The organism is Novosphingobium sp. 550D (assembly GCF_057401885.1).
The window spans coordinates 820,920-845,896 of the sequence record NZ_CM171613.1 but is presented as its reverse complement, the minus strand read 5'-3'; the positions used below and the strand labels follow the sequence as shown (position 1 = coordinate 845,896).

The window sequence follows — 24,977 nt, the reverse complement described above, 5'->3', positions numbered from 1 at the left end:
CCTCTGCTTTTGGGCGGGGGTGGAGGATGAAGAGAGTGGAGCTTTATCAGAAGGTCCGCCGCGCCGTGCTGATTGACGGGATGAGCCGTCGCGGGGCCGCCCGGTATTTTGGGATCAACCGCAAGACTGTCGACAAGATGCTGTGCTTTCCGGAACCGGGGGCGCATGGCCGGAGCGGGCAAACCTACAGCCGCAAGCTGGCTGAATTTACCGACATCATCGACCAGATCCTGGCGGATGATCGCAAGGTGCACAGCAAGCAGCGACACACCGCCGCCCGCATTTTCGAGCGTTTGCGCGATGAGCATGGTTTCACCGGCGGCATCACCATTGTCCGCGATTATGTGGCGGGGGCCAAGCTGCGCAGCCGCGAGGTGTTCATACCCCTGAGCCACAAGCCGGGGCACGCACAGGTAGATTTCGGCGAGGCCGACGGGATCATCGACGGCAAGCTGGTGCGGTTCCACTATTTCTGCATGGATCTGCCGCACAGCGATGCGCCGTTCATCAAGGCCTATCCTGCCGAGGTGGCCGAAGCCTTTTGCGAAGGGCACGTGGCGGCCTTCGCCTTCTTCGGCGGCATTCCGCAATCGATCCTGTATGACAATACCAAGCTGGCGGTGGCGCAGATCCTGGGTGATGGGACGCGCGAGCGCAGCCGGATGTTCTCCACGCTGCAAAGCCATTACCTGTTTGCTGACAAGTTCGGCCGCCCCGGCAAGGGCAATGACAAAGGCAAGGTTGAGGGGCTGGTCGGCTATTCCCGGCGCCACTTCATGGTGCCAAGGCCGGAGGCGCCCAGCTTTGATGCACTGAACGCGCGCTTCCTCGACCAATGCATGGAGCGCCGGCAGGCCATCTTGCGTGGGCATGAACACAGCATCGGTGAAAGGCTGGTGGCTGATCTGGCAGCCTTCATGCCGCTACCTGCGGTGCCGTTCGATCCCTGCCACATGGTGACGGGACGGGCCTCGTCGATGTCATTGGTGCGCTATCGCACCAATGATTACTCGGTGCCAACGGCCTATGCCCACCAGGAGGTTGTCATCAAAGGCTATGTCGACCGGGTTGCCATCATCTGCGGCGGGGAGCAGATCGCGGTGCACCCACGCAGCTATGAGCGTGAGGACTTCATCGCCAATCCGCTGCACTATCTGGCGCTGTTGGAACAGAAACCCCGTGCGCTTGATCAGGCAGCGCCACTGGATGGCTGGATGCTCGCTGAACCGATGCATCGCATTCGACGACTGATGGAGGCGCGCAGCGGCAAAGAGGGGCGGCGCGAGTTCATCCAGGTGCTGCGGCTGTGCGAACGCTTTGAGCAATCCCTGGTGGAATGGTCGGTGGCCCGCGCGCTGGACATGGGGGCAATCAGCTTCGATGCGGTCAAGATGATCGCGCTGGCCCGGCTTGAACAGCGCGTGCCGCGCCTCGATCTGCAGTTTTACCCGCACTTGCCACGCGCCCATGTTGGGCGCACCGACCCGCGCAGCTATATGGGCCTGCTCACGCAGTCCGGCACCCCGGCGACAGGAGTGACGGCATGAGCGATCCCATGATGCCACTGCCAGCCATCGAGATAGAACCCACCAGCGTGCCGCCCGCCGTGCTGCTGGCAAACCACCTCAAAGCGCTCAAGCTGCCATCCTTCGCGCGCGAATATGAGAAAGTGGCCTTCGAGGCGGCGCAGGATCGGGCCGATTACCCGCGCTATCTGCTGCGCCTGTGCGAACTGGAGCGGATCGACCGCGAACGCCGGATGGTCGAGCGTCGCATCCGCATGGCCAGGTTCCCGCATACCAAGAGTTTTGACACCTTCGACTTTGCGGCCCAGCCATCGCTGAACAAGGCGCTGGTGCTGGAACTGGCGCGCGGGGAATGGATCGAGCGGCGGCGCAATGTCATTGCGCTGGGCCCCAGTGGCACCGGCAAGCCCCATACCGCCCTCGCGCTGGGACTGGCCGCATGCCAGAAGGGGCACAGCGTGGCCTTCACCACCGCTGCGGCGCTGGTCCATGACCTGATGGAGGCGCGCGATGAACGGCGACTGCGCAGCCTGCAAAAGCATCTGGCCTCGGTGAAGCTGCTGATCCTCGACGAGCTGGGCTATGTTCCCTTCACCGCGGTGGGCGGCGAACTGCTGTTCGAGGTGCTCAGCCAGCGGTATGAACGCGGCAGCACGCTGATCACCAGCAATCTGCCCTTCGATGAGTGGACATCGGTGTTCGGCTCCGAGCGCCTGACCGGCGCCCTGCTCGACCGGCTGACACACCACGTCCACATTCTCGAGATGAATGGCGACAGCTTCCGCCTCGCCAGCAGCCGCAAACGCCAGAAGGACAGGGGGGAGGCCAAATGACCTGACAAAAGGCGGCCATCGGCAGCGGGAAATCGGCTTCCGCTCCGCTACAGCCGCTTCCCCGCTGCCGATGCTGTCCAGCCTCAACCCTGGGGCTTTTTATTCAAACCAACTGGCCCCATTTTAAATCGGTGCCTGGCCCGTTTTTATCCCAGTGTTGACACAATGAGGGAGTGTGAGCAAATGAGCCGCTTTGCCAACCTAGCCGACAAGCCAAAAGTCAGCCATAAACCGCAGCCCGAGCCTGCAATGCTTGGCAATGACGATGGCGCTAACGCCAAAGCATCGCTCCGCACCACGCCCAGATCGAACAGCCGCGCTGGGCGCAAGGCCATCGCCGCGTACTTCTCTCCCGAGATGTCCCTCGCCATGCATGTCTGTGCCCGCAAACATGGCCTTAGCCTTCAGGAACTGATGGCCGAGGCTTTCGATGATGTCCTTCGCAAATATGGGCAAAGCCCGGTGGGTGAATGACCATGAATGGGACACCGCGTAATTGATGTAGCCACCCTCCGACATGGTACGAAGTCGCGTGAACGCTTCAATGCAGGAGGGTGACCGATGTCGATTTATGCCGGATTGGATGTGAGCGACAAGACCACGCATTTGTGTGCTGTTGCTGCGGATGGAACTATTCTGAAACGCGACGTGGTCGTGAGCGATCCCGAGGTTCTGGGGAAATGGCTGAATCGTTATTGCCCGGATCTTCAACGTGTCGTTTTGGAAACCGGGCCTCTTTCGACCTTCCTCTATCATGGCCTGGCGGAACGTGGTCTGCCTGTTGAGTGCATTTGCGCTCGCCATGCAAAGGGAGTGCTGTCGGCGCGGGTCAATAAAAGCGATGTCCATGACGCAGAGGGCCTTGCTCAGCTTGCTCGCACTGGTTGGTTCAAGCGGGTCCGCATGAAAGCTTCGGCAACGCACATCGACCGAGCAGCGCTGCGCGTTCGGTCACAATTGATCACGGCTCGGATTGCCATGGCCAATCAGCTACGTGGATTGCTCAAGCTTTTCGGTCTGCGCATGGGCCAAGTCACTACGCCAGCTAAACGTGCGGAAAGGCTTGCGGCGCTTTATCGCCAGCGCCCGGACCTGGAAGCCCTTTTCGCGCCATTGGTTGCTTCCATTGAGGTGATGGAGCAGCAGTTGCGCGCGTCGAACCGCTTGTTGGAAAGCCGCGCGAGCGCCGATCCTGTCTGCAGCCGACTGATGAGTGTCCCAGGCGTCGGCCCCATCACAGCCCTGACATTCACCGCCAGCATCGAGGATCCGCACCGCTTCGCGCGAAGCGAAGACGTGGGAGCCTATGCCGGCTTGGTGCCAAAGCGCAGCCAGTCAGGCGAACGTGATGTCCGCGGAGGTATTTCCAAAGCGGGAGATCCGCTCCTGCGCCGCGCACTCTTTGAAGCCGCAAACATCGTACTTTGCAGGGTTAAGCGCCCGTTCGCCCTTCAAGAATGGGGCCTGCGGATTGCTGAGGCCAAAGGAAACCGGCGTGCCAGAGTAGCCGTGGCGCGAAAACTGGCAGTGTTGCTTCACTCACTTTGGCTGAACGAGACCGAGTTCCGCTGGGCCTGACCTTCGCGAAACTCCCTCCCTTCAGCCATGCCCGGACGATCTCGACCGGAGTGTCGAGGCTTTGACCTCGAGGGGGACCCAGAGACGTCCAATCCATAACCGCCCGGCCGCGATCATGAAGGCCCGGATATTTAGCGCACCAGCTGTCCGGTGACCTCGAAGACAACCATTGGCAAACGGGGAAAAGGAAGAGCAATGCAGGAATCAATTAGACAACACTCCGGAAAGGCACCTTTGGGTTGCGGATTGGGCCAAGCCGACCTTCATTCACTCGGCTCGAAAACGGCGCCAGATTGACCGGGGTTGCGGGTTAACCGGCAGCAGGCCACTTCTATAGCTCAGGCCTAGGCCCGACGGTATCCAAGACAACACGATCAATCGTCTGTTGTTGATGTCTAGCTCATCGCACCATCGACCGATGGTGCCCATCGCGTAGTAAATTCTCGATCAATCATGTCGCGGCGATCGCGCACGACGCGAGCCCAAAAGTTTCGTATCGATTTCACGTCAAAAATAAATGGCTGGCTATTCTTTGTCCTGCAGTAGGGCAAAGAAGAGGATAAGGATAACCTGCTGGATCGGGCGATTTGGCGAATGTCGGTAATAGGATGGGGCTGAAGTGACAGAAATAGCTGTTGCAAGCGAACGACAGACAGCCATTCGCTTACTCGCCTGCATAGAGGCGGCGGGCGATGAGAACGATGTGAGCCGCTGGGGAAGTGATATCTGTCCGTCGTCTGATGGGGTGGACGCCCCCCGACGGCATCTATGTGCCAAGGTAGGTGTTGGAGAACACCTATGAGAAGGAGGCGTCCATGACAGATGTTATCACGATCGGGTTGGATATCGCAAAGAATGTCTTTCAGGCGCACGGCGCTGATGCTGCGGGCCGCCAAGTTTTCAGCCAGCGGATTGCACGCGGCAAGGTGCTGGAATTTTTCTCCAAGCAACCGAAGTGCCTCGTGGCGCTGGAGGCTTGTGGCGGGGCGCATCACTGGGCCCGTGAGTTGATAGGCATGGGCCATGAGGTGAGGCTGATCCCGCCGGCCTATGTTAAGCCCTTTGTAAAGCGTCACAAAAACGATGCAGCCGATGCCGAAGCGATCTGCGAAGCGGTGCAGCGGCCGAACATGCGATTTGTAACGGTCAAGAGCGAGGAGCAGCAGGCCTCAGCGTTGGTATTCCGCACGCGCGACCTGCTGGTCGGGCAGCGCACACAGACGATCAATGCGATCCGCGGGCACATGGCTGAGTACGGTTGGGTGGCACCGAAAGGTCCTTCTTGGGTGACAATGCTGGGCGAGTTGATTGAAGACGAGGTCGGTGCGTCACTGCCGAATGCAGCGCGGGAGATGTTTCGGGTTATGCTCAACATGCTCGAAAAACTCGATTGTCAGATTGCAGACCTCGACAAGGAGATTGCTCGGCGTGCCCGTGAGGATGAGGTGGCTCGCCGGCTGATGACCATTCCAGGCATCGGGCCGATTGCGGCGACAGCAATCGCGGCATTGGCACCGGCAGCGCAAACATTCAAACGCGGCCGTGACTTTGCTGCCTGGCTCGGGCTCACACCCTTGCAGAAATCATCGGGCGGAAAGACCAAGCTGGGCCGAACATCCAAGATGGGCGAACGCACCCTGCGGCGATTGCTGATCATCGGCAGCAGTTCAGTAGTCCTGCATGCAAGCAGGCGCGGGGCGCCTGAAGGATCATGGCTCGCCAGTATGCTGGCGCGCAAGCCGCGCATGCTGGTGACAGTCGCACAGGCCAACAAGACGGCGCGTATAATTTGGGCGCTGCTCATGAAGAACGAGGATTACAGAGCTCCGATGGCAGCGGCGGCGTAAGCCGGACGGCCATCAGAGGTCGTCGGAGGACGACAAGCGGTCGAAGGAGGGTATGGCACAACAGTCGGCAAGACGGCGTCGGAAAACCAGGAAATGTTCTCGTGCCTAGAGCACGCTCGTCTGATCTGGATCCGATCCGCGAACTCCCATACTGGCCCGCAGCATTCCATACTGCATCACGAGGCCGGACAGATGGCAGCATCCGATCAAGTGCAGTCTATACCCAAATTACCGCTTGCGTTCGCTGGGGCGTCCACAGAGAACATTTGGCGCAAATTTGGCGTGTCGGTAACGAAGATAGGGCCTCGTCTGGGGTTGGGTTTTAGGCGGCGAGCTTGCGGTGTTGCAAGCGGCGATGTTCGATGGTCTGCTTCTTGATGGCAGCGCGTTGGGCATGGATCTGCCGATCGCGCCCGAAGTAGGCATCGGCAGGCGTCACATTGCCCAGGCTCTCGTGATAACGCTGGTGGTTGTAGTGCTCGATGAAGGCCTCGATCTGGGCTTCGAGGTCGCCGGGCAGGTAGTAATTCTCCAGCAGGATGCGGTTTTTCAAGGTTTGGTGCCAGCGCTCGATCTTGCCCTGGGTTTGCGGGTGGAAGGGCGCGCCGCGCACATGGCTCATGGATTGCGCCTCGATATAGGCGGCCAGTTCGCCCGCAACATAGCTTGGGCCGTTGTCTGACAGCAGACGCGGCATGTGCAGCACAGTGGCGCTGTCACAGCCCGAGGCGGCGAGCGCCAGGTCCAGCGTGTCGGTGACGTCACCCGCCGTCATCGTGGTGCACAGCTTCCACGAGATGATGTAGCGGGAATAGTCGTCGAGCACGGTCGAGAGGTAAACCCAGCCCCAACCGATCAGCTTGAAATAGGTAAAATCGGTTTGCCACATTTCATTCGGCCGGGCTGTCTTGGTGTGGAACTCGTCGCGGGCCTTGATGACGATGTAGGCCGGACTGGCGATCAGATCCTGTGCCTTGAGCAGACGATAGACCGTGGCTTCGCAGATAAAGTACTGCTTCTCATCGGTAAATTTGGTGGCCAGCTCGCGGGGTGAGAGTTCACTGTTTTCCAGGGCCATGTCGATGATCTGCTTGCGGACATCGTCAGGCAGCCGGTTCCACACCCGGCTGGGCGCCGAGGGTTTATCTTCCAGCGCCTCGGGCCCGCCATCGACGTAGCGGGCATACCAGCGGGCAAAAGTGCGGCGGGGGATCCCCAGCTTGTCCAGCGTCTGGCGGGTGGGCAGATGGGACTGCTCGACAAGGCGGATAATCTCGAGCTTCTCAGCGGCGGGATACCTCATTCTTGGTCGCCCCCATCCGCGATCATGCTTTATGGGATGGCCCGCCCCTTTTCCCCGGCATCGGATATGATGCTGGTGCTTGAAGAGGAAAGGAGCGGACCGATGTCTATTGTGATCCTTGGCGTTGATTTGGGCAAGAATGCCTGCAGTGTGGTTGGCGTGGATGCGGCGGGAGCTGTCGTCGTACGCAGGTCGATGCGCCGCCAGACGCTGGTCGACTACGTTGCCAAGCTTCCTGTGTGCGTGGTCGCGATGGAGGCATGTTGCGGTGCCCATTATCTGGGGCGCCTGTTCGCCGCGCACGGACATGAGATCCGGCTGATGTCGCCGGAGTACGTACGGCCGTATGTCAAAGCACAGAAGAACGATGACCGCGACGCCGAGGGGATCGCGGAGGCCGCCTCGCGTCCAACGATGCGCTTCGTCGAACTCAAGACCCAGGAGCAGTTGGACATCCAGACGCTCCACCGGGTTCGCTCGCGCCTGGTGGCTGAGCGCAGGAGCCTGACCAACCAGTTGCGGGCGATCCTGCTGGAGCGCGGGACCATTTTCCCGGTTGGGCGGCGCAAGCTGGAACTCGGCATCGATGCCCTGCTGGCCGATGAGGATACGACCTTGTCACCGCGTCTGCGCCAGTTGGTGGCCGAACTGCGTGCCGAATGGCGCGAACTCGATACCAGGGTGGAAGCGCTGAACGGCGAGTTTGTCGAGCTGGCGCGCAATGACGCGGCTGCCCGGCGGCTCACATCCATCCCCGGCGTCGGGGTGCTGAACGCAACTGCCCTGATTGCAGCCGTGGGCGATGCCAGCAGCTTTGCCAAAGCCCGAGACCTGGGTGCCTGGCTCGGTCTGGTGCCCCGTCAGCATACTACCGGCGGCAAGCCGCGGCTGCTCGGCATCTCCAAGCGAGGCAACACCTACTTGCGCACCTTGCTCATCCACGGTGCCCGAGCAGCATTGCCGTCGCTGGCGCGAAGCGAGACCCCGTTGGGGCGCTGGTTGACAGGAATGATCGAGCGAGGAGTCCACCGCAATGCTATCGTCGTCGCGCTGGCCAACAAGCTGGCGCGGATCGCATGGGCGGCCTTGCGCAAGGACGCGACGTTCGAACGCGGCTACCCAGTCGCGGCATAACCGGATCGGCCGCACGCATCTTCGTGCATAGGCCAACGATGTTTGCAGGAAGGATCGTGAAGATGGCCTGACAGTCGATCGGCGTCTGGAAAGCCCGGCCAAAAAAATGGCACTCGTTGCCGGCGTCTTTATTGTGGCTCCAGACGTGCGGATGTCCATCTTGGCCATGGGGTCACCCATGAGACCGCATACGTTGACGCAGACTGATCAGAACACTTCAAAATCCCCCTTGCAGACGGGGCGGGCCATACGTTTTTTGAGCAGGCGGTTCTCGAGCGTCAGATCGGCGACGCATTCCTTCAGGGCCAGCGTTTCGCGGCGCAGATCCTTGACCTCGTCACTGGTGGCAGCGCGGGCCGTATCCCCCGCCAGACGGCGCTTGCCGGCCTCAAGGAATTCCTTCGACCAGGAATAATACACGCTCTGGGCGATGCCCTCACGGCGGCACAGTTCGGCGATACTCTCCTCGCCGCGCAGGCCTTCAAGCACGATCCTGATTTTGTCTTCAGCCGAGAAATGCCGACGCGTTGCGCGGCGAATATCCTTCACCACCGCCTCGGCGGGCTTCTTGGTGGGCTTGGCAGCCGATTTTGGGCCGGAGGGATTGGGTCTCATCTTATGGGATGGACGCCTCCTGCAACCTCAGAGATCGTAGCTGGCCTCAAAGCAAGGAGTCGGTGTTATGCAACTTTTGGCAGTCGACCTTGGAAAACAGTCATTCCACATTCACGGCATTACAGAAGATGGCGAGATCATCTCCCGAAAGCTGAGCAGGGCAAAATTCCTGGACGCTGTAAAGCGCCTGGATCCGGCAATTGTGGCCATGGAAGCATGTGCCAGCGCCCACCACTGGGGGCGTGCGCTTGAGGCCTATGGCTGTACCATTCGCCTGATCCACCCACGTTTCGTCAAACCATTCGTGAAGGGCGCCAAGAACGACGCTGTTGATGCCGAAGCGATTTATGAAGCTGCGTCTCGTCCCACGATGCGCTTTGTGCCGGTCAAGACACTCGCCCAGCAGGATTTGCAAATGCTTCATCGGATGCGAGACCGGGTTGTTTGTGAACGCACCGCGCTGATCAACCACATTCGAGGCTTGCTTGGCGAGTATGGCGTCGTGCTTTCAGCAGGTGCCTTCAGATTCCGAAAGCAAATTACCGAGACGGTGGCCAGTGCGCCATTGACCGAACTCGCCTCCGATCTGTTCTCAGCCTTGATCAGCGAATTCCGCGCGCTCGATGAGCGAGTGGCCGATCTTGACCGAAAGCTCGTCGCCATTTGTCGCGACAATGAGCAGTGCCGTCGCCTGGCGACACTCCCAGGCGTTGGTCCTGTGATAGCAACCGCGCTCGTTGCAGCCGTCGATGATGGTCGGCATTTTTCTTCTGGTCGGGCGATGGCGGCTTGGGTCGGTTTGGTTCCCCGCCAATACACCACCGGCGGCAAGCCCAGGCTCGGTGGAATTGGCAAGAAGGCCAGTCATTATCTTCGGCGACAGCTGATCCACGGAGCACGAGCTGTGCTGCTCACAATTGCCAGGCGCAATGATCGGCTCGCCAAATGGGCGCAAGAACTGCTCGCGCGCGCTGGTCACAACAAAACAGCCGTCGCCATGGCCAACAAGACTGTCCGCATGGCTTGGGCGATGCTGCGTACCGAGAAGAATTTTCAAATGGCTTGATTGGGATTTGCTGCTCCGGCAGTGACAATGTGCGAGGTGAGAAATTGATGGTGCAACGGCAAGCGCCGCCCCTTCACAGCCTGCAAGGAACGATGGCCATCACAGGCCGCTCATCTTAAAAGGCATTGAAGAACGCGGATTCCCATCATGGCCCGGAGTTCTATCGCTCCAAACAGAGGCCGGATAGATTCACGCATAGTAAGCCGTTCGTACGATCGAAAAATCGCCTTGCGCAGGAGGCGTCCATAGATTCGTTCCTTACGTCACTTCGACGAGACCCAATCCCTCCATTATCCGCAACCCCTTTTCTGGGCCATAGGTGCTGACGCCGAACACGACGCAGGTTTCATTCTGTCGATTTGCCTAGCGGAGCGAATCGCCCGCTTGGGGGAGAAAGGGGTGGGCGGGCTTTTGGTCACCGAAAGCCGCACGACACACCTTGTCCTCTTTGGCAGATTTGTGCGTTTCATTGTGGACAGGATGTCCTGCGGCTGACGCGTGCTGGCACGCCATGGAGGACACATGGCGCGGATTGTGAAAGCGGCGGATAGGTAAGCGGGGGCGAAATGACGCGCGCCATCGCTCTTCTGGGCATTCCCCGCAAGACCTTCTATTACCGGGCCAAGCGGCTGGGGCTGGACCTGCGGCAGATGCGCGCCGAAATCAGCAGCTTGAGCGCTTCTGGTTGAACCCAAAGCGCTCAAGCCCTCATCATCGGGTCAGAAACGGAACGTCAGGCTGCTCCTGACGCCTGCCGCCGTCATCGTGCCCAGATAGCCATCCGTGCTCCACGTGATCGCCGGGTTCAGGCGCGCCTGAACCCCAAGGCCGCCCTTGAACCGGGTCGAGGCCATGCCGGGATTGGCCACCGTCATGATCACATCCTCCACGGCGACATTGGCCGAAACCAGCCGCATGGCATGCGAAAGGTCCTGATCCAGCCCGACCGAGGCGAACAGGCGGATCGCCGGTACCACCTGATAGCCCAGCTTCACCTGACCCTTGAGCATCGCATAGTTCTGGCTCTGGCGGCGGACCGACAGGTTATCCAGCACATCGACGCCGCTTTCGGTAAAGCCGTTCACCGCGCTGTTCACACCCAACAGTTCAAGCGAGGCGTCGATCGAGAGCGGGCTCTTGGTGGCGCGGAAATATTCCACACCGCCGCCATAGACCGTGGCATGCCCGCGGACATGGCTGAACCCGGCGGTTCCGGCATTGGTGACGCGCGAGCCGTTCAGGTTATACTCGCCATAGGACACTCGACCGATCATGCGCAGTTGCCCCTTCAGGGCGAAGGGGATCACGCCCCCGGCCGAATATTGGTCGCCCCGTAGGCGGCTATTCATCAGATCCGAAGTCACATGGCCATTGCTGCGCGCATACGAGATCTGGATCATGCCCGGCGCCCATTGGGCCGCCGCGCCAATGTTGAAATGGTCATTGACGACGCGATAGTCGGCATAGCCATCCTGATGATCGTTGCGCGTATTGTCGGTGCCATATGACCCGGTCAGATAGTAATGCGAGGTCTTGTCGATATTCGCACCGTTCAGATCGAGCAGATTGTTGAGGACCGAGGTTTTCACCTGATCGATCAGGCCGACATAGGCCTCGGGCGATGCCTTGGCAAAGACCTGCGCCGTGGACGCGCCCGATGCCATCGCGCCGGTCAGATATTCGACCAGGCGGCCGCCGTAATACTGGCTGACCCCGCCATTCGAATTGACGCGGATCTGGTTGAGCATCGCGGCCTGATTGGCCGTCTTGGCCGCCGCCGCTTCAAAGGTCGAGGCGGTATAGTTGCCAAGGCCCACCACGGTGCCGGTGGCGATATTATAGGCCACCGCCTTGTCGAACTGGCTGGTCACGGTGCCGAAATAGCCCGAAACCGCGCCCGGCGCGAACTTGAAGATCTGCACCTTCTGGCCAAGGCCCAGTTCGAACGTGTTGGCATTGTTGATCGAAAGGGTTGCCCCGTTCGCAATGGCCAGCTTGCCCGAAACGATGACCTGATCGTAGCCGCCGGCCGCCGCCGAAAGGCCCGCGCCCGCATTGCCCTGAATTTCCATCTGGGCGGTGGACAGATTGCCCAGCGTCAGATTGGTCATGGTCAGCACGCCGGGCGAATTGCCGGGGCTGAGCGTGCCCGCGCTGGCGCCGCCGACCGTGACCGAGCCGGTGATCGCGCCAACGCCGCTCAGGGTGCTGCCGCCGTTCACCAGAACCGTGTCCGACAATAGCGTGCCGCCCACCGAACCATCGCTATTGCCCAGATGCAGCGTGCCGCCATTGTTGACCTGCGTCGATCCGGTGTTGACCGTGCCCAGCAGGTTCAGCAAGCTGCCGCTGACCAGCAGCGACTTGGCGTTGAGCGTGCCGCCGCTCAGGATGTTGAGCGTGGTGCCCGACTGCATTTCAAACGCGCCGCCCGTGGCATTGATCGTATTGCCCAGCGAGAAGGTGCCCGAGGTCACCTTGACAGTGCCGGTGCTGGAGATCGTGCCGTAGAAATTGCCGCCATTGGCCAGCGACAAGGTGTTGCTGCCCAGGTCGATCAGGCCGGTGCCGGTCAGATTGTTGATCGTCTGATTGCCCGCCAGCAAGACCAGCGCCGCATTGCTGGCCACATTCACCGCCAGCGCGCTGTCCAGAATGCCCGCGCCATTGACCGCGATCTTGCCCGCCTCAATGTCCAGATACGAGGTGGCAAAGCTGCCCGCCGCGCCCGCCAGCGTCAACGTGGCGCTGCCGGTCTTGACCAGCGAAGAGCCCGCGCCCGAAATCGACCCGGCATAGGTGCCATCGGTCGTCTGGTTCAGCGTATAGACCGAGCCATTGGCCAGATGGATCGCACCGCCCGCGCCCGAAAGCGAGCCGGTGGCCAGATTGCCGCTGACGGTGAGCGAACCGGCGTTTTGCGTATAGGAGCCATTGACCGCCATATTGCCGGTCACGCCGATCGTGCCGCTGTTGGTCAGATTGCCGACCACGCCCGTATCGCCCGCCACGTTCAGCGTGCCGCTGTTCGCCGCATTGCCGCCGACATAAAGCGTACCGGCATTGGCGAACTGGCCGCTGTTGGTCAGGCTGCCGGTGATCTGGCTGTTGCCGCCGGTGGACAGCGCGCCGCTGTTGACCGCATCGCCGCCAACATAGAGCGTACCGGCATCGCTCAGCGTGCCGCTGCTGTTCAGGTTGCCCGTCACGCTGACATTGCCGCCCGTGGTGATCGCGCCGCTGTTGGTGGCATTGCCGCCGACATAGAGCGCGCCGCCATCGGTCAGGTGACCGCTATTATCGAGATTTCCATCAACCTGCACATAGCCGGCCGTAGAGAGCGTGCCGCCATTGCTGGCATTGCCGCCCACCGAGAGCGAGCCGCCATCGGTGAAATGACCGCCATTGTCCAGATTGCCGCTGACGCGCACATTGCCGCTTGTGGTCAGGATGTTGCTGTTGGTGGCATCGCCCCCGACATAGAGCGTGCCGCCGTCAACCATCACGCCGCTGTTGTTCAGGCCGCCGTTCACCTGCACGCTGCCTGCTGTCCAGAGCGTGCCGGTGTTGGCCGCATTGCCGCCGACATAAAGCGTGGCGGCGCCCGTCCACAGGCCGCTGTTGTCGAGGTTTCCGCCCACCGACACATCGCTGCCTGCATTGAGCGTGCCGCTGTTGGTGGCATTGCCGCCGATGGAAAGCGCGGTGGCATCGGTCAACTGGCCGCTGTTGTTCAGATTGCCCGTGACATGCAGGTTGCCCTGCTCGTTCACCGTTCCAGCATTGGTCAGATCGCCGCCGATGTTCAGGCTGGAGGCCGCACCCAGCGTCATCGTCCCGGCCGCGCGATTGTTGACCGAACCCGACACCGTTACCGCGCCAAGGCTGTTGAACGCGCCGCTATTGTCGATCGAGGTTGCATAGAGCGAACCGCCAAGCGCCTGATTGACCGTCCCGCTGCTGGTCAGATCGTTGAGGACGCCCAATACGTTGGTGGCAAAGTTGATCGTGCCGGTGTTGACGGTCGATCCGGTCACATAAAGCGAGGCCAGTTCAGACGAGACGGAATTGGCGTTGAGCAAACCGCTGTTGGTCAGGCTGCTCATTTGCGAAGCCGCGGTGAGCAGCACCGTGCCCGCATTGGTCACCGCGCCGATGATGTCATCGGTGCCCACAATGAAGTTTGCACCATGCGCCACCGAAACCGCCAGCGTATCGGCAAAGGTGCCGCCGCCGGTGGTGTCGATCGTCCCGGCGTTGACGCTCAGGCCGCCGGTGAACGTGTTGGCGCCCTGAAGGTTCAACGTGCCCGCGCCGGTCTTGACCAGCGAGCCTGCGCCGATGATCGTGCCCGAATAGGTGCTGTTGCCCGACTGGTTGATGGTCAGCGTGTTGGCGATGAGGCCGGACGTGCTGCCCAGTTGCAGGACGCCGGTGGGGTCCTGAAAACCGGTGGTGGTGATGGTGCGGGCCGCGGCCGTTTCATTTGCGCCCGTGCCATTGCCCAGAATGACCATCAGCCCGTCATTGGTGACGGTCGAGGCCGAGGTCAGATCGCCGCCCAGATTGAAAGTCGCGCCGTAAGCATTGTTCACCGCGCCCGAGGCGGTCAGGCTGCTGCCCGTGGTGATCGTGCCGCCCGCCTGGTTGGTCACGCTGCCTGCGGTGCTGGCCCCGCCCAGATAGAGCGAGCCTGCATTGACCACATTGCCCAGCGCCGAGGTCGAGGCCAGATTGACCGAGCCATTGTTGGTGACATCGCCCGCCGTGACCGCGCCATAGGCATTGAGCGCGCCGCCCTGCGAAACTGCCACCGTGGTGAACTTCTCGGCCGCATACAGATCGACCTCGCCGCCCGTGATGGTCAGATAGCCGCCATTGGTGGCGTCCATCATCCGGCCGATTGCGCCATTATAGCTGGTGCTGACCACGCTATTGTGCACCGTCAGGCCGGACAGGCTGTTCTGTGCCGTGAAATAGGCGGTGCCGCTGTATCCGGTGTCGTTGATTTCCAGCGTGCCATTGGTCCACCGGCCCGCCATCACGGCGTAATCGGTGGCAACGGCGGTGTTGTCATAGACCGCGATCCGGCCGTTCAGTCCGTTGAGGTTGACGTTGTTGAGCAACGTCACCGCGCCCGTGCCATAATCGGAACCGAACAGCAGCGTCGAATCGGCGGTAACGAAGCCGCCCGAATTCCAGGTCAGTTCCTGACGCGTCGAGCCATTGTTGATCGCCCCGAAATTGAGCACCAGCCCAGCATCGCCTGCGGCAAAGCCGCCGCTGCCCGACCACGAAATCTGGGTGGAAAGCGAACCGATGCGCCGCTCGATAGTGCCCGAGGTCAGCCACACGCCGGCGGTGTCGTTCGACAGGTTCGAGCCGATCGTGCTGCTGCCGTTGAACTGAACATGGCTGTTGGCGTTGATGCCCACGCCATCGTCGGCCTGAAGCGTGGCGCCTTCGATATAGGTCTTGCCCGAATAGGTGTTGGCGCCCACCAGTTGCACAAGGCCGCCGCCGGTGATGTGCAGATCCGCGCCATTGCCCGAGGCATAGGAAGCGCTGCTGATGCTCGACGCGCTGTCGTCGGCAATGGTGCCTTCGATGCGGATTGTGTGGCCCGCGCCGGGGGCCAGCGTGACCGTGCTGCCTTTCATCATGAAGATGTCGCTGCCTGCGGCATCGCCCGCCGCGCCGCCATTTTCCGACGAACCGGCCATCACGGCATTGTTGCGGAACAGCGAATCGCCCGTCACCGTCAACGAACCGCCGTTGCGTACAAAGATCGCGCCGCCATAGCCCGAGCCGCCGCCGCCGCCCGAGCCATTGTCGGTGGTGCCGCTTGACCCCACGCCACCGCCAAAGCCGCCCGAACCGCCCGAACCGTCCGATCCGGTCGCGCCGCCCACATTGCTGCCATCGGCCGAGGAGCCGCCGGTGCCGCCCGATCCGCCGGAGCCGCCGCCCGCGCCAAATCCGCCCGCGCCGCCATTGCCGCCATCGCCGCCGTCGCCGCCAATGCCACCGCCGTCGGTGCCAAGCGGGGCCGCCGCATTGCCGCCATTACCGCCATTGCCGCCCGTGCCGCCGCCGTAAAAGCTGCTGCCCGCGGCGCCCTTGCCACCGATACCGCCATTGCCGCCATTGCCCGATGCGCCCGAGGTATAGGCGTCGAAGGTCTGCTTGATCTGATAAACTGCCTGAGCTGCGGCTTGCGCGGCATCGTTGGTCGCCTGCGATGCTTCGGCGGCGGCCATTTCGGTCAGCGTGGCGGCAATGCCCGTAAGGCCGGCGGAAAGGTTGGCCGTGGTCGGCCCGCCGACATTGGCCCCGGCCGCCGCCGTTGCCGCCAGAATGCCAAATTGCGAGGCCAGCGCGGCAAAGGCGCTATCGCGCGCCGTGGTGGTTGCCGCCGTCACAAGATTATAGGCCGCCGTCAGGGCCGAAATGACAATGTCGGTGGAGGATGTCGAGCCATCCGACCCGTTGCCGCCCTTGCCCCCGCTGCCGCCAATGCCAAGCGCGGCGGCCAGACCGGCATGGCCCGCATAGCCGGGGCCGCCATTCGTGCCATTGTTATCGGCATATTCGGACGAGGCATTGCCGCCCGCCGCGCCATTGAGAACCGAGGTGGTGATATTGGACAGGTTGTTCATCGAACCGCCTGCGTTGCCGACCCCGCCCGTGCCGCCGGTCGCGGTATTGCCGGTCAATTCCACATTGCTGAGCGTCAGATTGGCGCCGCTGTTGACGAAGAACACCCCGCCAAGCCCGCCGCCGCCGCCGCTGCCCGAACCGCCCACCGTGCTGAAATTGGTATAGACGGTGATCTGGCTGCTGTTGCCCACGGTGGCGGTGCCGGTGACAATCGCGCCGGTGCCGCCCTGACCATCGACGATGGTCGTGCCTGTGCTGTCGGCGGCCCGGGCAGAAGCGCCAAGGGGCAGCAGGCTAATAGCCAGAATGGATGCGGACTGCAAAAATACGATGTTCTTTTTCACGGATGAGCCCCTGATGTCGTCGAAACTATTGAAAAGAATTGAGGAGCGATCTTGAATGGACGCGGCGCGTGGCGCACAGCCGCCATCATCCGCAGCCTTTCACGAGAGGCGGCGACATGGCGGTGGCGATAATGTGCAATCGCGGATCCCGGCCTGACCGCAAAAGACAGGGGGAAGCCGCGCTTCAGCTTATGACAGCATGCCCTGGAGCCACATGCCCGATGGTTTAAGCGTCATATTTTCAATCTAAGCCCCACTAAACGAATGCAATTCGCAAATTTGGCCCTCGTTACAGTCAGGCGGTGCGCGCAGGCCAGAGCAAGTTGGCTCATTTTGAAATGGTGCGAAAAAAAGCCTTTGCCCCTTGCCTCCTCCATCTGCCACTGCGCGCCGCACCTCTTTCACGGCGCCTTCATTTGCCGTTTTACGGCGTGTTCAAAAGGATGAATTGCTTTGCAATCGCTCCGCTTTCCATGGTCGCTGACCGAAATTTCAAAGCTTCCCCATGCGCGCATCGATGTCATCGCCAAAGAATTTCTCAATCCGCATGATGGGCAAACACTCGCGACCGCCAATGCGTTTGGCATCCGGCAGAATACGCTCAAAACTTATCGGCTGGTCATACGCCTGCTGACCGAAATGCAATTGTGCAGCGTGGTTGCCCTGTCCCGCCTTGTCGGACAGGATCATATGGGCGGCAATGCCTTTGTCGCGCTTCTGGCCGAAACCGGGCGGGCCTTTCCGCAATCGCTTCTGCACGGATCGGCTCAAGGCGGATTTGCTCAGGGCGGGCGCCCGATCGCCATCCGCGCCATGGCGCGCTCGTTTCACCGCCCCTATGAGACAATGCGGCGGGCGCTTCATCGCCTTGTCGATCTCGGACTGGCCGAACTGCGCGAGGAAGGCGCCGCTCTTAACAGCACCATCATCGAGCGGCCCGATGTTCAAGCCTATCTGGCCGAAATGAACGACATCGCAATCACGTTGATGGAAGACCTGTTTGTCTTTGCCAAATTGTCCCGACCCGAATTCTCTGATCGGCAAGGCCCGCAAAGGTCAATCAAGCTGGCCGCCCTCGATCTGCATCTGCTGTCGGTTGAAGGCATGCAGGGATTGTTTACCGACTGGACCGGGTTGCTGCTGGCCGCAGCCATCACCGCAGGCAATATTCGCGATGTGACCTATCATCCCGAACTGGCCTTTGCCTATGCAGCGCCGGACAAGATTCCGCCGATGGACTTGCGCAAGCCGGTGTATTTCAAGGCGCTCTGCGATATTCTGCCCATCAGTCCCACCACAGCATGGCGGCGCATTGCGGTGATGAAAATGCTGGGATCGGTCAAGGATGTGGATGGCGGCCTGATCTTTGACGGCAAATGGCTTGCCAATGCGACGATGATTGCCAATGCCTGCGACCGGATTGAGCGCATGCATTCGATCATTAACAGCATCCGTTTGGACAATGTCGAAAAATCAGGCCTCGATCAATTGTATATAAATGGAAAGGTTGAACCGATCTGTTTATGATTGCCCGCCATTATTACGGGTCGTCCAGACTGAACAGATCCTTGTCCTCGTGACCGGTAAGTATCTCGGCATAGCGGCCCCAGTTGGTAACGGTCTTGAGCGTTTCCTGCGCGAAATCCTCGCTCATGTGATCCTGTTGAGTAGCGCCGAGAATTGATGGAGTGGATGCCCCCTGTCGCGCAAGCGCTATTGGAACGGCGCCGGCATGCGATCGGATGCGGTCATGGGCTTTGTTGCATAACAAGGTGATGGATTCCCTTGAGGAATCGGATGTCATAGATGGGCGGCATGCCCCGACCGACACCTGCGAAGTATCGCACGACCAATTGGCCCGAGTATAATGCAGCGCTGAAGCGGCGAGGTTCGCTGGATGTGTGGTTCGACCCAGGGATAGACTGGTTTGCGGCGCCCGATGGTCGGCCCGGTCGGCCGTTGCGGTTTTCACCCCAAGCGATCGAGTTCTGCCTTACGCTGAAAGGGTTGTGCCAACTCCCGCTGCGGCAGGTGACGGGTCTGGCCCAGAGCCTGCCCAAGCTGGCTGGTCTGGACTGGCCGGCACCGGATTATACGACGCTGTGCCGACGCCAGAAGAGCTTGCCGGTCGATCTGGGCGGCAGGCCCAGCGCAGGCGGTCTACACCTGCTGGTCGACAGCACCGGGATCAAGATGATCGGTGAGGGTGAATGGAAGGCTCGCAAACACGGTGTTTCCTACCGCCGCCAGTGGCGCAAGGTACACATCGGCATCGACGCGGAAACCTTCGACATCCGGGCGATCGAGGTCACGAGCAATGCCGTTGGCGATGGCCAGACGCTGCCAGATCTGTTGGCGCAGATCCCCGAGGATGAGGCCATTGTCACTGTTGGCGGCGATGGCGCCTATGACACCAGAGGCTGCCACGCGGCCATCGATGCGCGCGGTGCCGATCCGGTCATCCCGGTTCGCCGCAACGCAAAGGCCTGGACCAGGGACGACCCTGGCGTCGAGGCGCGCAACGAGACACTGCGCGCGATGAAACGACTGGGCAGAACCATCTGGAAGAAGTGGAGCGGCTACCATCGACGCAGTCTGGTCGAGACCAAGATGCACTGCTTCAAGCTGCTCGGCCAGCGCGTCGCCGCGCGCACCTTCGAGCGTCAGGTCACCGAACTCAAAGTCCGTGCTGCAATCCTCAATCGCTTCTCGCAAATCGGAATGCCGAACACCGTGCGAATTTCATAATAATTATATGTAATCATAAGTTTATACATTCCAGACGTTATGCAACAAAGCCGATCGAAACTGTCACCATCGCCGGCTTCCGCTGCTTCGGACCTGATCCGCTTGCGATCAATATAGCGACGGACATCACTGCCGTGGTCGGCCCCAACGCTTCGGGAAAAACGGCGCTGCTGCAACCCTCTCCACTTGATGGGAGCGTGGCTGATCCGAGCGATTCGCTCGATTTCTAGTAGGATCGTTAGAGCAGCGCGCGGCTTAAAGGGCGGGTGGAAACTACGCCAATCTTGCCAGATGCACCCTCCAATACCCTCGAATTTGCTTCCGTGGTGCTTCCGTGAGAAAAAACAACCCCGCCTCCCCATTTTCGGGGAGGCGTAAGTTATTGATTTTTCGTGGTTATGTGGTGCTGCTGGGGAGGATTGAACTCCCGACCTCAGCCTTACCAAGGATGCGCTCTACCACTGAGCTACAGCAGCACACCACAGTTATCGCCGGTGCGACCAGTGCCGCAGCGGAGGCGCGCTATTGGCCGGGGATCGAAAGAATGTCAAGCGCCCATCTGAATTTTTCCAAAGGCTGTACCTTGAACATGGCGTCCGGGTCGGCCAAACAGGGTGCGCACAAGAGAAGATTACTATGAAGAACCCCGAAAAACCCGACAATTCCAAGCTTTCCCGCGAAGAACGCCTTGCGGCCAAGCTGCGCGAGAATCTGCACCGCCGCAAAGCGCAGAGCCGCGCCATGCAGGACACCCCCAACCCGACGGGCGATTCGCAGGCATAAATTTTCATCATCCGATGGTCGCCCGCCGCCCGCATCACGCCCCATGCGTATCGGGCAAATCCTTGCTTCCCATTATCGCGGCAAAGGGCTAGGGCCGCCTTAAACGTGTCTTCACGCTGCATTTGAGGGAGTGCCAGAAACGTGCCTCGTCTGATTCTCGTCCGTCATGGTCAAAGCCAATGGAACCTTGAAAACCGCTTCACCGGATGGTGGGACGTGGATCTTACCGAAAAGGGTGAAGGCGAAGCCCGCGCGGCCGGCGCCTTGCTCAAGGAAAAGGGCATCCTGCCGACGGTAGCTTTCACCTCGGTTCAGACCCGCGCGATCCGCACGCTGCATCTGGCGCTGGAAACGGCGGGCCGGGTGTGGATTCCCGAATATAAGGACTGGCACCTCAATGAACGCCACTATGGCGGTCTGACGGGTCTGGACAAGGCCGAAACCGCCGCCAAGCATGGCGACGAACAGGTCAAGATCTGGCGCCGTTCGTTCGACGTGCCGCCGCCGGTTCTGGAAGACGGCAGCGAATTCGATTTGAAGCAGGACGCGCGCTATGCCGGGATCGACATTCCCAGCACGGAATCGCTGAAGCTGACCATCGAACGCGTACTGCCTTATTATGAGGCCGAAATCGCACCGCAGCTGGCCAAGGGCGAAACGGTGATCGTGGCCGCCCACGGCAATTCGCTGCGCGCTCTGGTCAAGCATCTGTCGAATATTTCGGATGCGGATATCCTCAATCTGGAGATTCCGACCGGCCAGCCCATCGTCTATGAACTGGACGACAATCTCAGCGCGCTCGAACGCTATTATCTGTCGGAGAGGTAAGAACATGACCCGTCCCGGAGCCGTCGTTTCCATCGTCATGGGCAGCCAGTCGGACTGGCACACGATGAAGAAGGCCGCAGACATCCTGACGCAACTGGATGTCGCGCATGATGTGCGGATCGTTTCGGCGCATCGCACGCCCGACCGTCTGGTCGATTTCGCCAAGAATGCGGCCGATGAAGGCTTCAAGGTCATCATCGCGGGCGCGGGCGGCGCGGCGCATCTGCCGGGCATGGTCGCCTCGATGACTCATCTGCCGGTGCTGGGCGTTCCGGTTCAATCCAAGGCGCTGTCGGGTCAGGATTCGCTGCTCTCCATCGTCCAGATGCCTGCGGGCGTTCCTGTCGGCTGTCTGGCCATTGGCGAAGCGGGCGCGACCAATGCAGGCCTGCTGGCCGCCAAGATTCTGGCCACCAGCGATCCGGCTCTGGCCGCGCGCGTGAAGGAATTCCGCGTGGCCCAGACCGAAGGCGTCGCGGAACGTCCGGAATAAGCGCTGCGACCATGATTGCTCCGGGTGAAACGATCGGCATTCTGGGTGGCGGACAATTGGGCCGAATGATGGCCTTTGCCGCCGCCCGCCTTGGTTATCGCGTGCATATTTTTGCGCCCGAGGCCGACAGTATCGCGGCTGAGGTGTGCAGCCGCTTTACCTGCGCGGAATATACCGACGAGGCGGCATTGAAAGCCTTTGCCGCCGAATGCGCGGTCGTCACCTATGAGTTTGAAAATGTGCCGGTCGCGCCTCTGACGGCGATCGGCGCAACGCCCTTGCTGCCCCACCCGCGCGCGCTGGAAACGGCGCAGGATCGGTTGAGTGAGAAGAATTTCGTCAAGGCGTTGGGCGGACGTCCGGCGCCTTTCAGGGCGGTGGACGGGGTCGAAGACCTCGCCCGCGCCGTGGCCGAAATCGGCGCACCGGGGATTTTGAAGACCCGCCGCGATGGTTATGACGGCAAGGGGCAATGGCGGATCAAGAGCGAGGGCGATGTGGCCGGGCTGGACCTGCCCGCTCAGGCGCTGATCTACGAGGGATTCGTCACTTTCTTTGGCGAATTTTCCGTAATCCTTACCCGCGCCGCCGATGGCAGCATCCAATTCTGGGATAGCGCGGAAAACGTTCATGTGAACGGCATCCTCGACACATCCACCGTCCCGGCCAGCGATGCGATTGCCGCGCAGGTGCCCGAGGCCCGCGCTCTGGCGCAAAAGGTGGCCGAGGCGCTCGATTATGTCGGCGTGCTGACGCTGGAATTTTTCGCGACCGATGATGGCCCGGTGTTCAACGAAATGGCGCCCCGCGTCCATAATTCGGGCCATTGGAGCATCGAAGGCGCGATCACCAGCCAGTTCGAAAACCATATTCGCGCCGTCTGCGGCTTGCCGCTGGGCCTGACCACGCTGGCCGTTCCGGGGGCGCGAATGACCAATCTGATTGGTGATGATGCCCATGACTGGGCCCAGATCCTGTCCGATCCGGCCAACCACCTGCATCTCTATGGCAAGGCGGCGGCGCGACCCGGACGCAAGATGGGCCATGTGACCCGCCTGATTCTGGAATAATGACGTGCATCACCCTTGTTGTGGCCCGCGCGGCCAATGGCGTGATCGGCGCCGATGGCACAATGCCATGGCATTTGCCCGCCGACCTGCGCCACTTCAAGGCCAAGACCATGGGGCGACCGATGGTGATGGGGCGCAAGACGTTTGAAAGCCTGCCAGGATTGCTGCCCGGACGGCGCCATATCGTGATGACCCGCGATACGGCGTGGGGCGCGCCGGGCGCAGAGGTTGCCGCTGATCTGGACGCGGCGCTGGCTCTGGCCGGAGATGCGCCGGAAATCTGCGTGGTGGGCGGTGGGCAGATCTATGCCCAATTCATCGACCGGGCGCACCGCATCGAATTGACCGAGATCGAGGCAGAACCGCAGGGCGACACCCATTTCCCGCTGACCATTGGCCCGGAATGGAGCGAGGTCGCGCGCGAAACCCATGATGCCCAAGAGGGCAAACCGGCTTTTGCCTTTGTCACGCTGGAAAAGGCGGGATAGGCGCAGTTTTGACATGATCCGGCTCGATTCCCGTCACCCTATTCCCGACACTTTGCGCGGCGCTATCATCGCGCTGGGCAATTTCGACGGCTTTCATCTGGGCCATCAGGCCGTGGTAGGCGAAGCGCTGCGCTGGGCCAAGGAAGAGGGGCGGCCCTGTATCGTCGCCACTTTCGATCCCCATCCGGTGGAATTTTTCGCCCCCGGTTCGCCGCCGTTCCGCCTCTCGACGCTGGATCAGCGGCAGGAATGGTTTGGCCGCGCCGGGGCGGACGCCATGCTGGTCTTTGCCTTTGACGCGGCCATGGCGGCCAGCAGCGCCCATGATTGGGTGCATGAAGTGCTGGGCCGCCAATTGGGCGCGGCGGGCGTCGTCACGGGCGAGGATTTCACCTTTGGCAAGGGCCGCTCCGGCTCGGTCGCCACGCTGCGCGCGATGGGGGCGGAAATCGGCCTTGGCGCGCGGGCGGTGGGCGCGGTGATGGAAGGGGGCGAGATCGTCTCCTCCAGCCGCATCCGCCGGGCGCTGACCTCGGGCGATATTGCCACCGCCACGCAGCTTTTGACGCGCCCCTTCGCCATGCGCGCCGCCGTCCAGCATGGCGACAAGCTGGGCCGGGAAATCGGCTTTCCCACCGCCAATATGGCGCTGGGCGACTATCTGCGGCCCGCCTATGGAATCTATGCGGTGACGGGGCGGTTGGCCGATGGGCGCGTGCTGAAAGGCGCGGCCAATATCGGCATCCGCCCCCATTTCGACCCGCCCAAGGAATTGCTCGAGCCCCATTTCTTCGACTTCTCCGGCGACCTCTATGGTCAGGAGATCGAGATCGGGTTCCATGCCTTCCTGCGTTCGGAGGCCAGGTTCGATTCGCTCGATGCGTTGGTGGCGCAGATCGGGCGGGATTGTGATGAGGCGAAGCGGGCTTTAGAAGGGGTGTAAGATGCGAGGGTCTAGACCCTCGCGCTCCCATTACTGTCTGCGTTGCGCCAAGGGTTCGACGATTTGTGTCGGACGCGGCGTTGAAATTTTAAAGCCTGCGGCGCGGCAAAGCCGAGCTATCCGCGCCGCAGGCTTTATAAATGATCCACACACGCAGCCAAGCAAACACCACCCCAGTAACGGGATTGCAAAGGGACAAGTCCCTTTGCCCGCCGGAGGCAAAAACCCACCACAAAAAACAAACAAAAAACCCCCACCCAACCGGGCAGGGGCATTTTTGCAACCACAGAACCGCGAAATTACTGACGCGGCGGGGTCTTGGCCTGCGCTTCACGGCCATCGCCTTCGGGCGCGGCGATGATGGTGCGGGTGACGTCGCCCTTGTTGGCCGTGGCGGTTTTGGGATCGGCCACGGTCGAGCGGATCGACGCGTCTGCGGTGCCCATTTTGGAAACAGCGGTGTTTTCGACCGCGCTGCGCTGGGGCGCGGGGCCGAACATGGCCTCGGTGGTTTCGACCTGACCGGGGCGGGTGTTGGGGCGCGGCGCACCGGGCTTGGGCGGGGTCAGCGCGAAATCGGGCGGGGCGAACAGCGGCGTCTGGCGCTGAACGGCGAATTCATCGGGGCGCACGCGGTTGAACAGCCCGCCCGCGCCACAGCCGGAGAGCATCAGGCAGGTCGTGCCGGCCAGCAGGATGGCGGAAATCTTACGCATTG

18 protein-coding genes, 1 tRNA gene and 2 pseudogenes are annotated in these 24,977 nt (G+C 61.3%); 16 read left to right on the top strand and 5 right to left on the bottom strand.

The features are described from left to right. Positions 1 to 26: 26 nt before the first annotated feature. The 5 genes from istA to AC2S2E_RS04025 all read left to right on the top strand — a co-directional run bounded on the left by istA (position 27) and on the right by AC2S2E_RS04025 (position 5,784). A complete protein-coding gene (gene istA / locus AC2S2E_RS04045; protein ID WP_486523787.1) occupies positions 27 to 1,547 on the top strand; it encodes an IS21 family transposase in 1,521 nt (506 codons plus the stop codon). An 11-nt stretch (positions 1,548 to 1,558) separates the two neighbouring features. Next, a complete protein-coding gene (istB, locus tag AC2S2E_RS04040) occupies positions 1,559 to 2,359 on the top strand; it encodes an IS21-like element helper ATPase IstB (protein ID WP_486524544.1) in 801 nt (266 codons plus the stop codon). A gap of 183 nt (positions 2,360 to 2,542) precedes the next feature. Then, positions 2,543 to 2,833: a ribbon-helix-helix domain-containing protein gene (locus tag AC2S2E_RS04035; protein WP_486523786.1), complete on the top strand. Its 291-nt coding sequence runs from the start codon at positions 2,543 to 2,545 to the stop codon at positions 2,831 to 2,833. A gap of 87 nt (positions 2,834 to 2,920) precedes the next feature. Continuing rightward, the gene (locus AC2S2E_RS04030) at positions 2,921 to 3,937 is read left to right on the top strand and encodes an IS110 family RNA-guided transposase (protein ID WP_486523785.1); all 1,017 of its coding nucleotides are present in this window, start codon (positions 2,921 to 2,923) and stop codon (positions 3,935 to 3,937) included. Positions 3,938 to 4,752: 815 nt separating this feature from the next. After that, on the top strand, positions 4,753 to 5,784 hold the full coding sequence (locus tag AC2S2E_RS04025) for an IS110 family RNA-guided transposase (protein WP_486523589.1): 1,032 nt from the start codon (positions 4,753 to 4,755) through the stop codon (positions 5,782 to 5,784). 322 nt (positions 5,785 to 6,106) lie between these two features. Here the strand turns inward: AC2S2E_RS04025 and AC2S2E_RS04020 are convergent. Next, positions 6,107 to 7,117: pseudogene (locus tag AC2S2E_RS04020) on the bottom strand (IS3 family transposase); the annotation flags it as partial. A 72-nt stretch (positions 7,118 to 7,189) separates the two neighbouring features. Here AC2S2E_RS04020 and AC2S2E_RS04015 point away from each other — a divergent pair. Then, positions 7,190 to 8,221: an IS110 family RNA-guided transposase gene (locus AC2S2E_RS04015; RefSeq protein WP_066531508.1), complete on the top strand. Its 1,032-nt coding sequence runs from the start codon at positions 7,190 to 7,192 to the stop codon at positions 8,219 to 8,221. Positions 8,222 to 8,461: 240 nt separating this feature from the next. Here AC2S2E_RS04015 and AC2S2E_RS04010 read toward each other — a convergent pair. Further along, a pseudogene (locus tag AC2S2E_RS04010) lies at positions 8,462 to 8,836 on the bottom strand (transposase); the annotation flags it as partial. A gap of 67 nt (positions 8,837 to 8,903) precedes the next feature. Here AC2S2E_RS04010 and AC2S2E_RS04005 point away from each other — a divergent pair. Beyond that, complete coding sequence (locus tag AC2S2E_RS04005) at positions 8,904 to 9,902, top strand: IS110 family RNA-guided transposase (protein ID WP_486523784.1); 999 nt, start codon at positions 8,904 to 8,906, stop codon at positions 9,900 to 9,902. Positions 9,903 to 10,468: 566 nt separating this feature from the next. Then, on the top strand, positions 10,469 to 10,591 hold the full coding sequence (locus tag AC2S2E_RS04000; RefSeq protein ID WP_486523783.1) for a hypothetical protein: 123 nt from the start codon (positions 10,469 to 10,471) through the stop codon (positions 10,589 to 10,591). A 30-nt stretch (positions 10,592 to 10,621) separates the two neighbouring features. Here AC2S2E_RS04000 and AC2S2E_RS03995 read toward each other — a convergent pair whose 3' ends face one another. Further along, a complete protein-coding gene (locus AC2S2E_RS03995) occupies positions 10,622 to 16,906 on the bottom strand; it encodes a hypothetical protein (RefSeq protein WP_486523782.1) in 6,285 nt (2,094 codons plus the stop codon). Positions 16,907 to 17,359: 453 nt separating this feature from the next. On the opposite strand from AC2S2E_RS03995, the gene AC2S2E_RS03990 reads away from it, so the two are divergent. Both AC2S2E_RS03990 and AC2S2E_RS03985 read left to right on the top strand, forming a co-directional pair. Beyond that, positions 17,360 to 18,433, top strand: coding sequence for a hypothetical protein (locus AC2S2E_RS03990; RefSeq protein ID WP_486523781.1), 1,074 nt, complete (start codon positions 17,360 to 17,362; stop codon positions 18,431 to 18,433). A gap of 288 nt (positions 18,434 to 18,721) precedes the next feature. Beyond that, on the top strand, positions 18,722 to 19,654 hold the full coding sequence (locus AC2S2E_RS03985; protein WP_486524543.1) for an IS5 family transposase: 933 nt from the start codon (positions 18,722 to 18,724) through the stop codon (positions 19,652 to 19,654). Between the two features lie 401 nt (positions 19,655 to 20,055). On the opposite strand, the gene AC2S2E_RS03980 is transcribed toward AC2S2E_RS03985, so the two are convergent. Further along, positions 20,056 to 20,130: transfer RNA gene (locus AC2S2E_RS03980), tRNA-Thr, on the bottom strand. 160 nt (positions 20,131 to 20,290) lie between these two features. Between AC2S2E_RS03980 and AC2S2E_RS03975 the strand changes: the two genes are divergently transcribed. The 6 genes from AC2S2E_RS03975 to AC2S2E_RS03950 all read left to right on the top strand — a co-directional run bounded on the left by AC2S2E_RS03975 (position 20,291) and on the right by AC2S2E_RS03950 (position 24,259). After that, positions 20,291 to 20,437: a hypothetical protein gene (locus tag AC2S2E_RS03975; RefSeq protein WP_486523780.1), complete on the top strand. Its 147-nt coding sequence runs from the start codon at positions 20,291 to 20,293 to the stop codon at positions 20,435 to 20,437. 141 nt (positions 20,438 to 20,578) lie between these two features. Further along, the gene (gene gpmA, locus AC2S2E_RS03970) at positions 20,579 to 21,265 is read left to right on the top strand and encodes a 2,3-diphosphoglycerate-dependent phosphoglycerate mutase (protein ID WP_486523779.1); all 687 of its coding nucleotides are present in this window, start codon (positions 20,579 to 20,581) and stop codon (positions 21,263 to 21,265) included. Between the two features lie 4 nt (positions 21,266 to 21,269). Further along, positions 21,270 to 21,758: a 5-(carboxyamino)imidazole ribonucleotide mutase gene (purE, locus tag AC2S2E_RS03965; RefSeq protein WP_476106783.1), complete on the top strand. Its 489-nt coding sequence runs from the start codon at positions 21,270 to 21,272 to the stop codon at positions 21,756 to 21,758. Positions 21,759 to 21,769: 11 nt separating this feature from the next. Then, complete coding sequence (locus AC2S2E_RS03960; RefSeq protein ID WP_486523777.1) at positions 21,770 to 22,828, top strand: 5-(carboxyamino)imidazole ribonucleotide synthase; 1,059 nt, start codon at positions 21,770 to 21,772, stop codon at positions 22,826 to 22,828. Beyond that, complete coding sequence (locus tag AC2S2E_RS03955) at positions 22,828 to 23,316, top strand: dihydrofolate reductase (protein WP_486523776.1); 489 nt, start codon at positions 22,828 to 22,830, stop codon at positions 23,314 to 23,316. The genes AC2S2E_RS03960 and AC2S2E_RS03955 overlap by 1 nt, the downstream gene beginning before the upstream one ends. Positions 23,317 to 23,329: 13 nt before the next feature. Beyond that, on the top strand, positions 23,330 to 24,259 hold the full coding sequence (locus tag AC2S2E_RS03950) for a bifunctional riboflavin kinase/FAD synthetase (protein WP_486523775.1): 930 nt from the start codon (positions 23,330 to 23,332) through the stop codon (positions 24,257 to 24,259). A gap of 299 nt (positions 24,260 to 24,558) precedes the next feature. On the opposite strand, the gene AC2S2E_RS03945 is transcribed toward AC2S2E_RS03950, so the two are convergent. Beyond that, a complete protein-coding gene (locus tag AC2S2E_RS03945; protein ID WP_476106788.1) occupies positions 24,559 to 24,975 on the bottom strand; it encodes a DUF3035 domain-containing protein in 417 nt (138 codons plus the stop codon). Between the last annotated feature and the right edge of the window lie 2 nt (positions 24,976 to 24,977).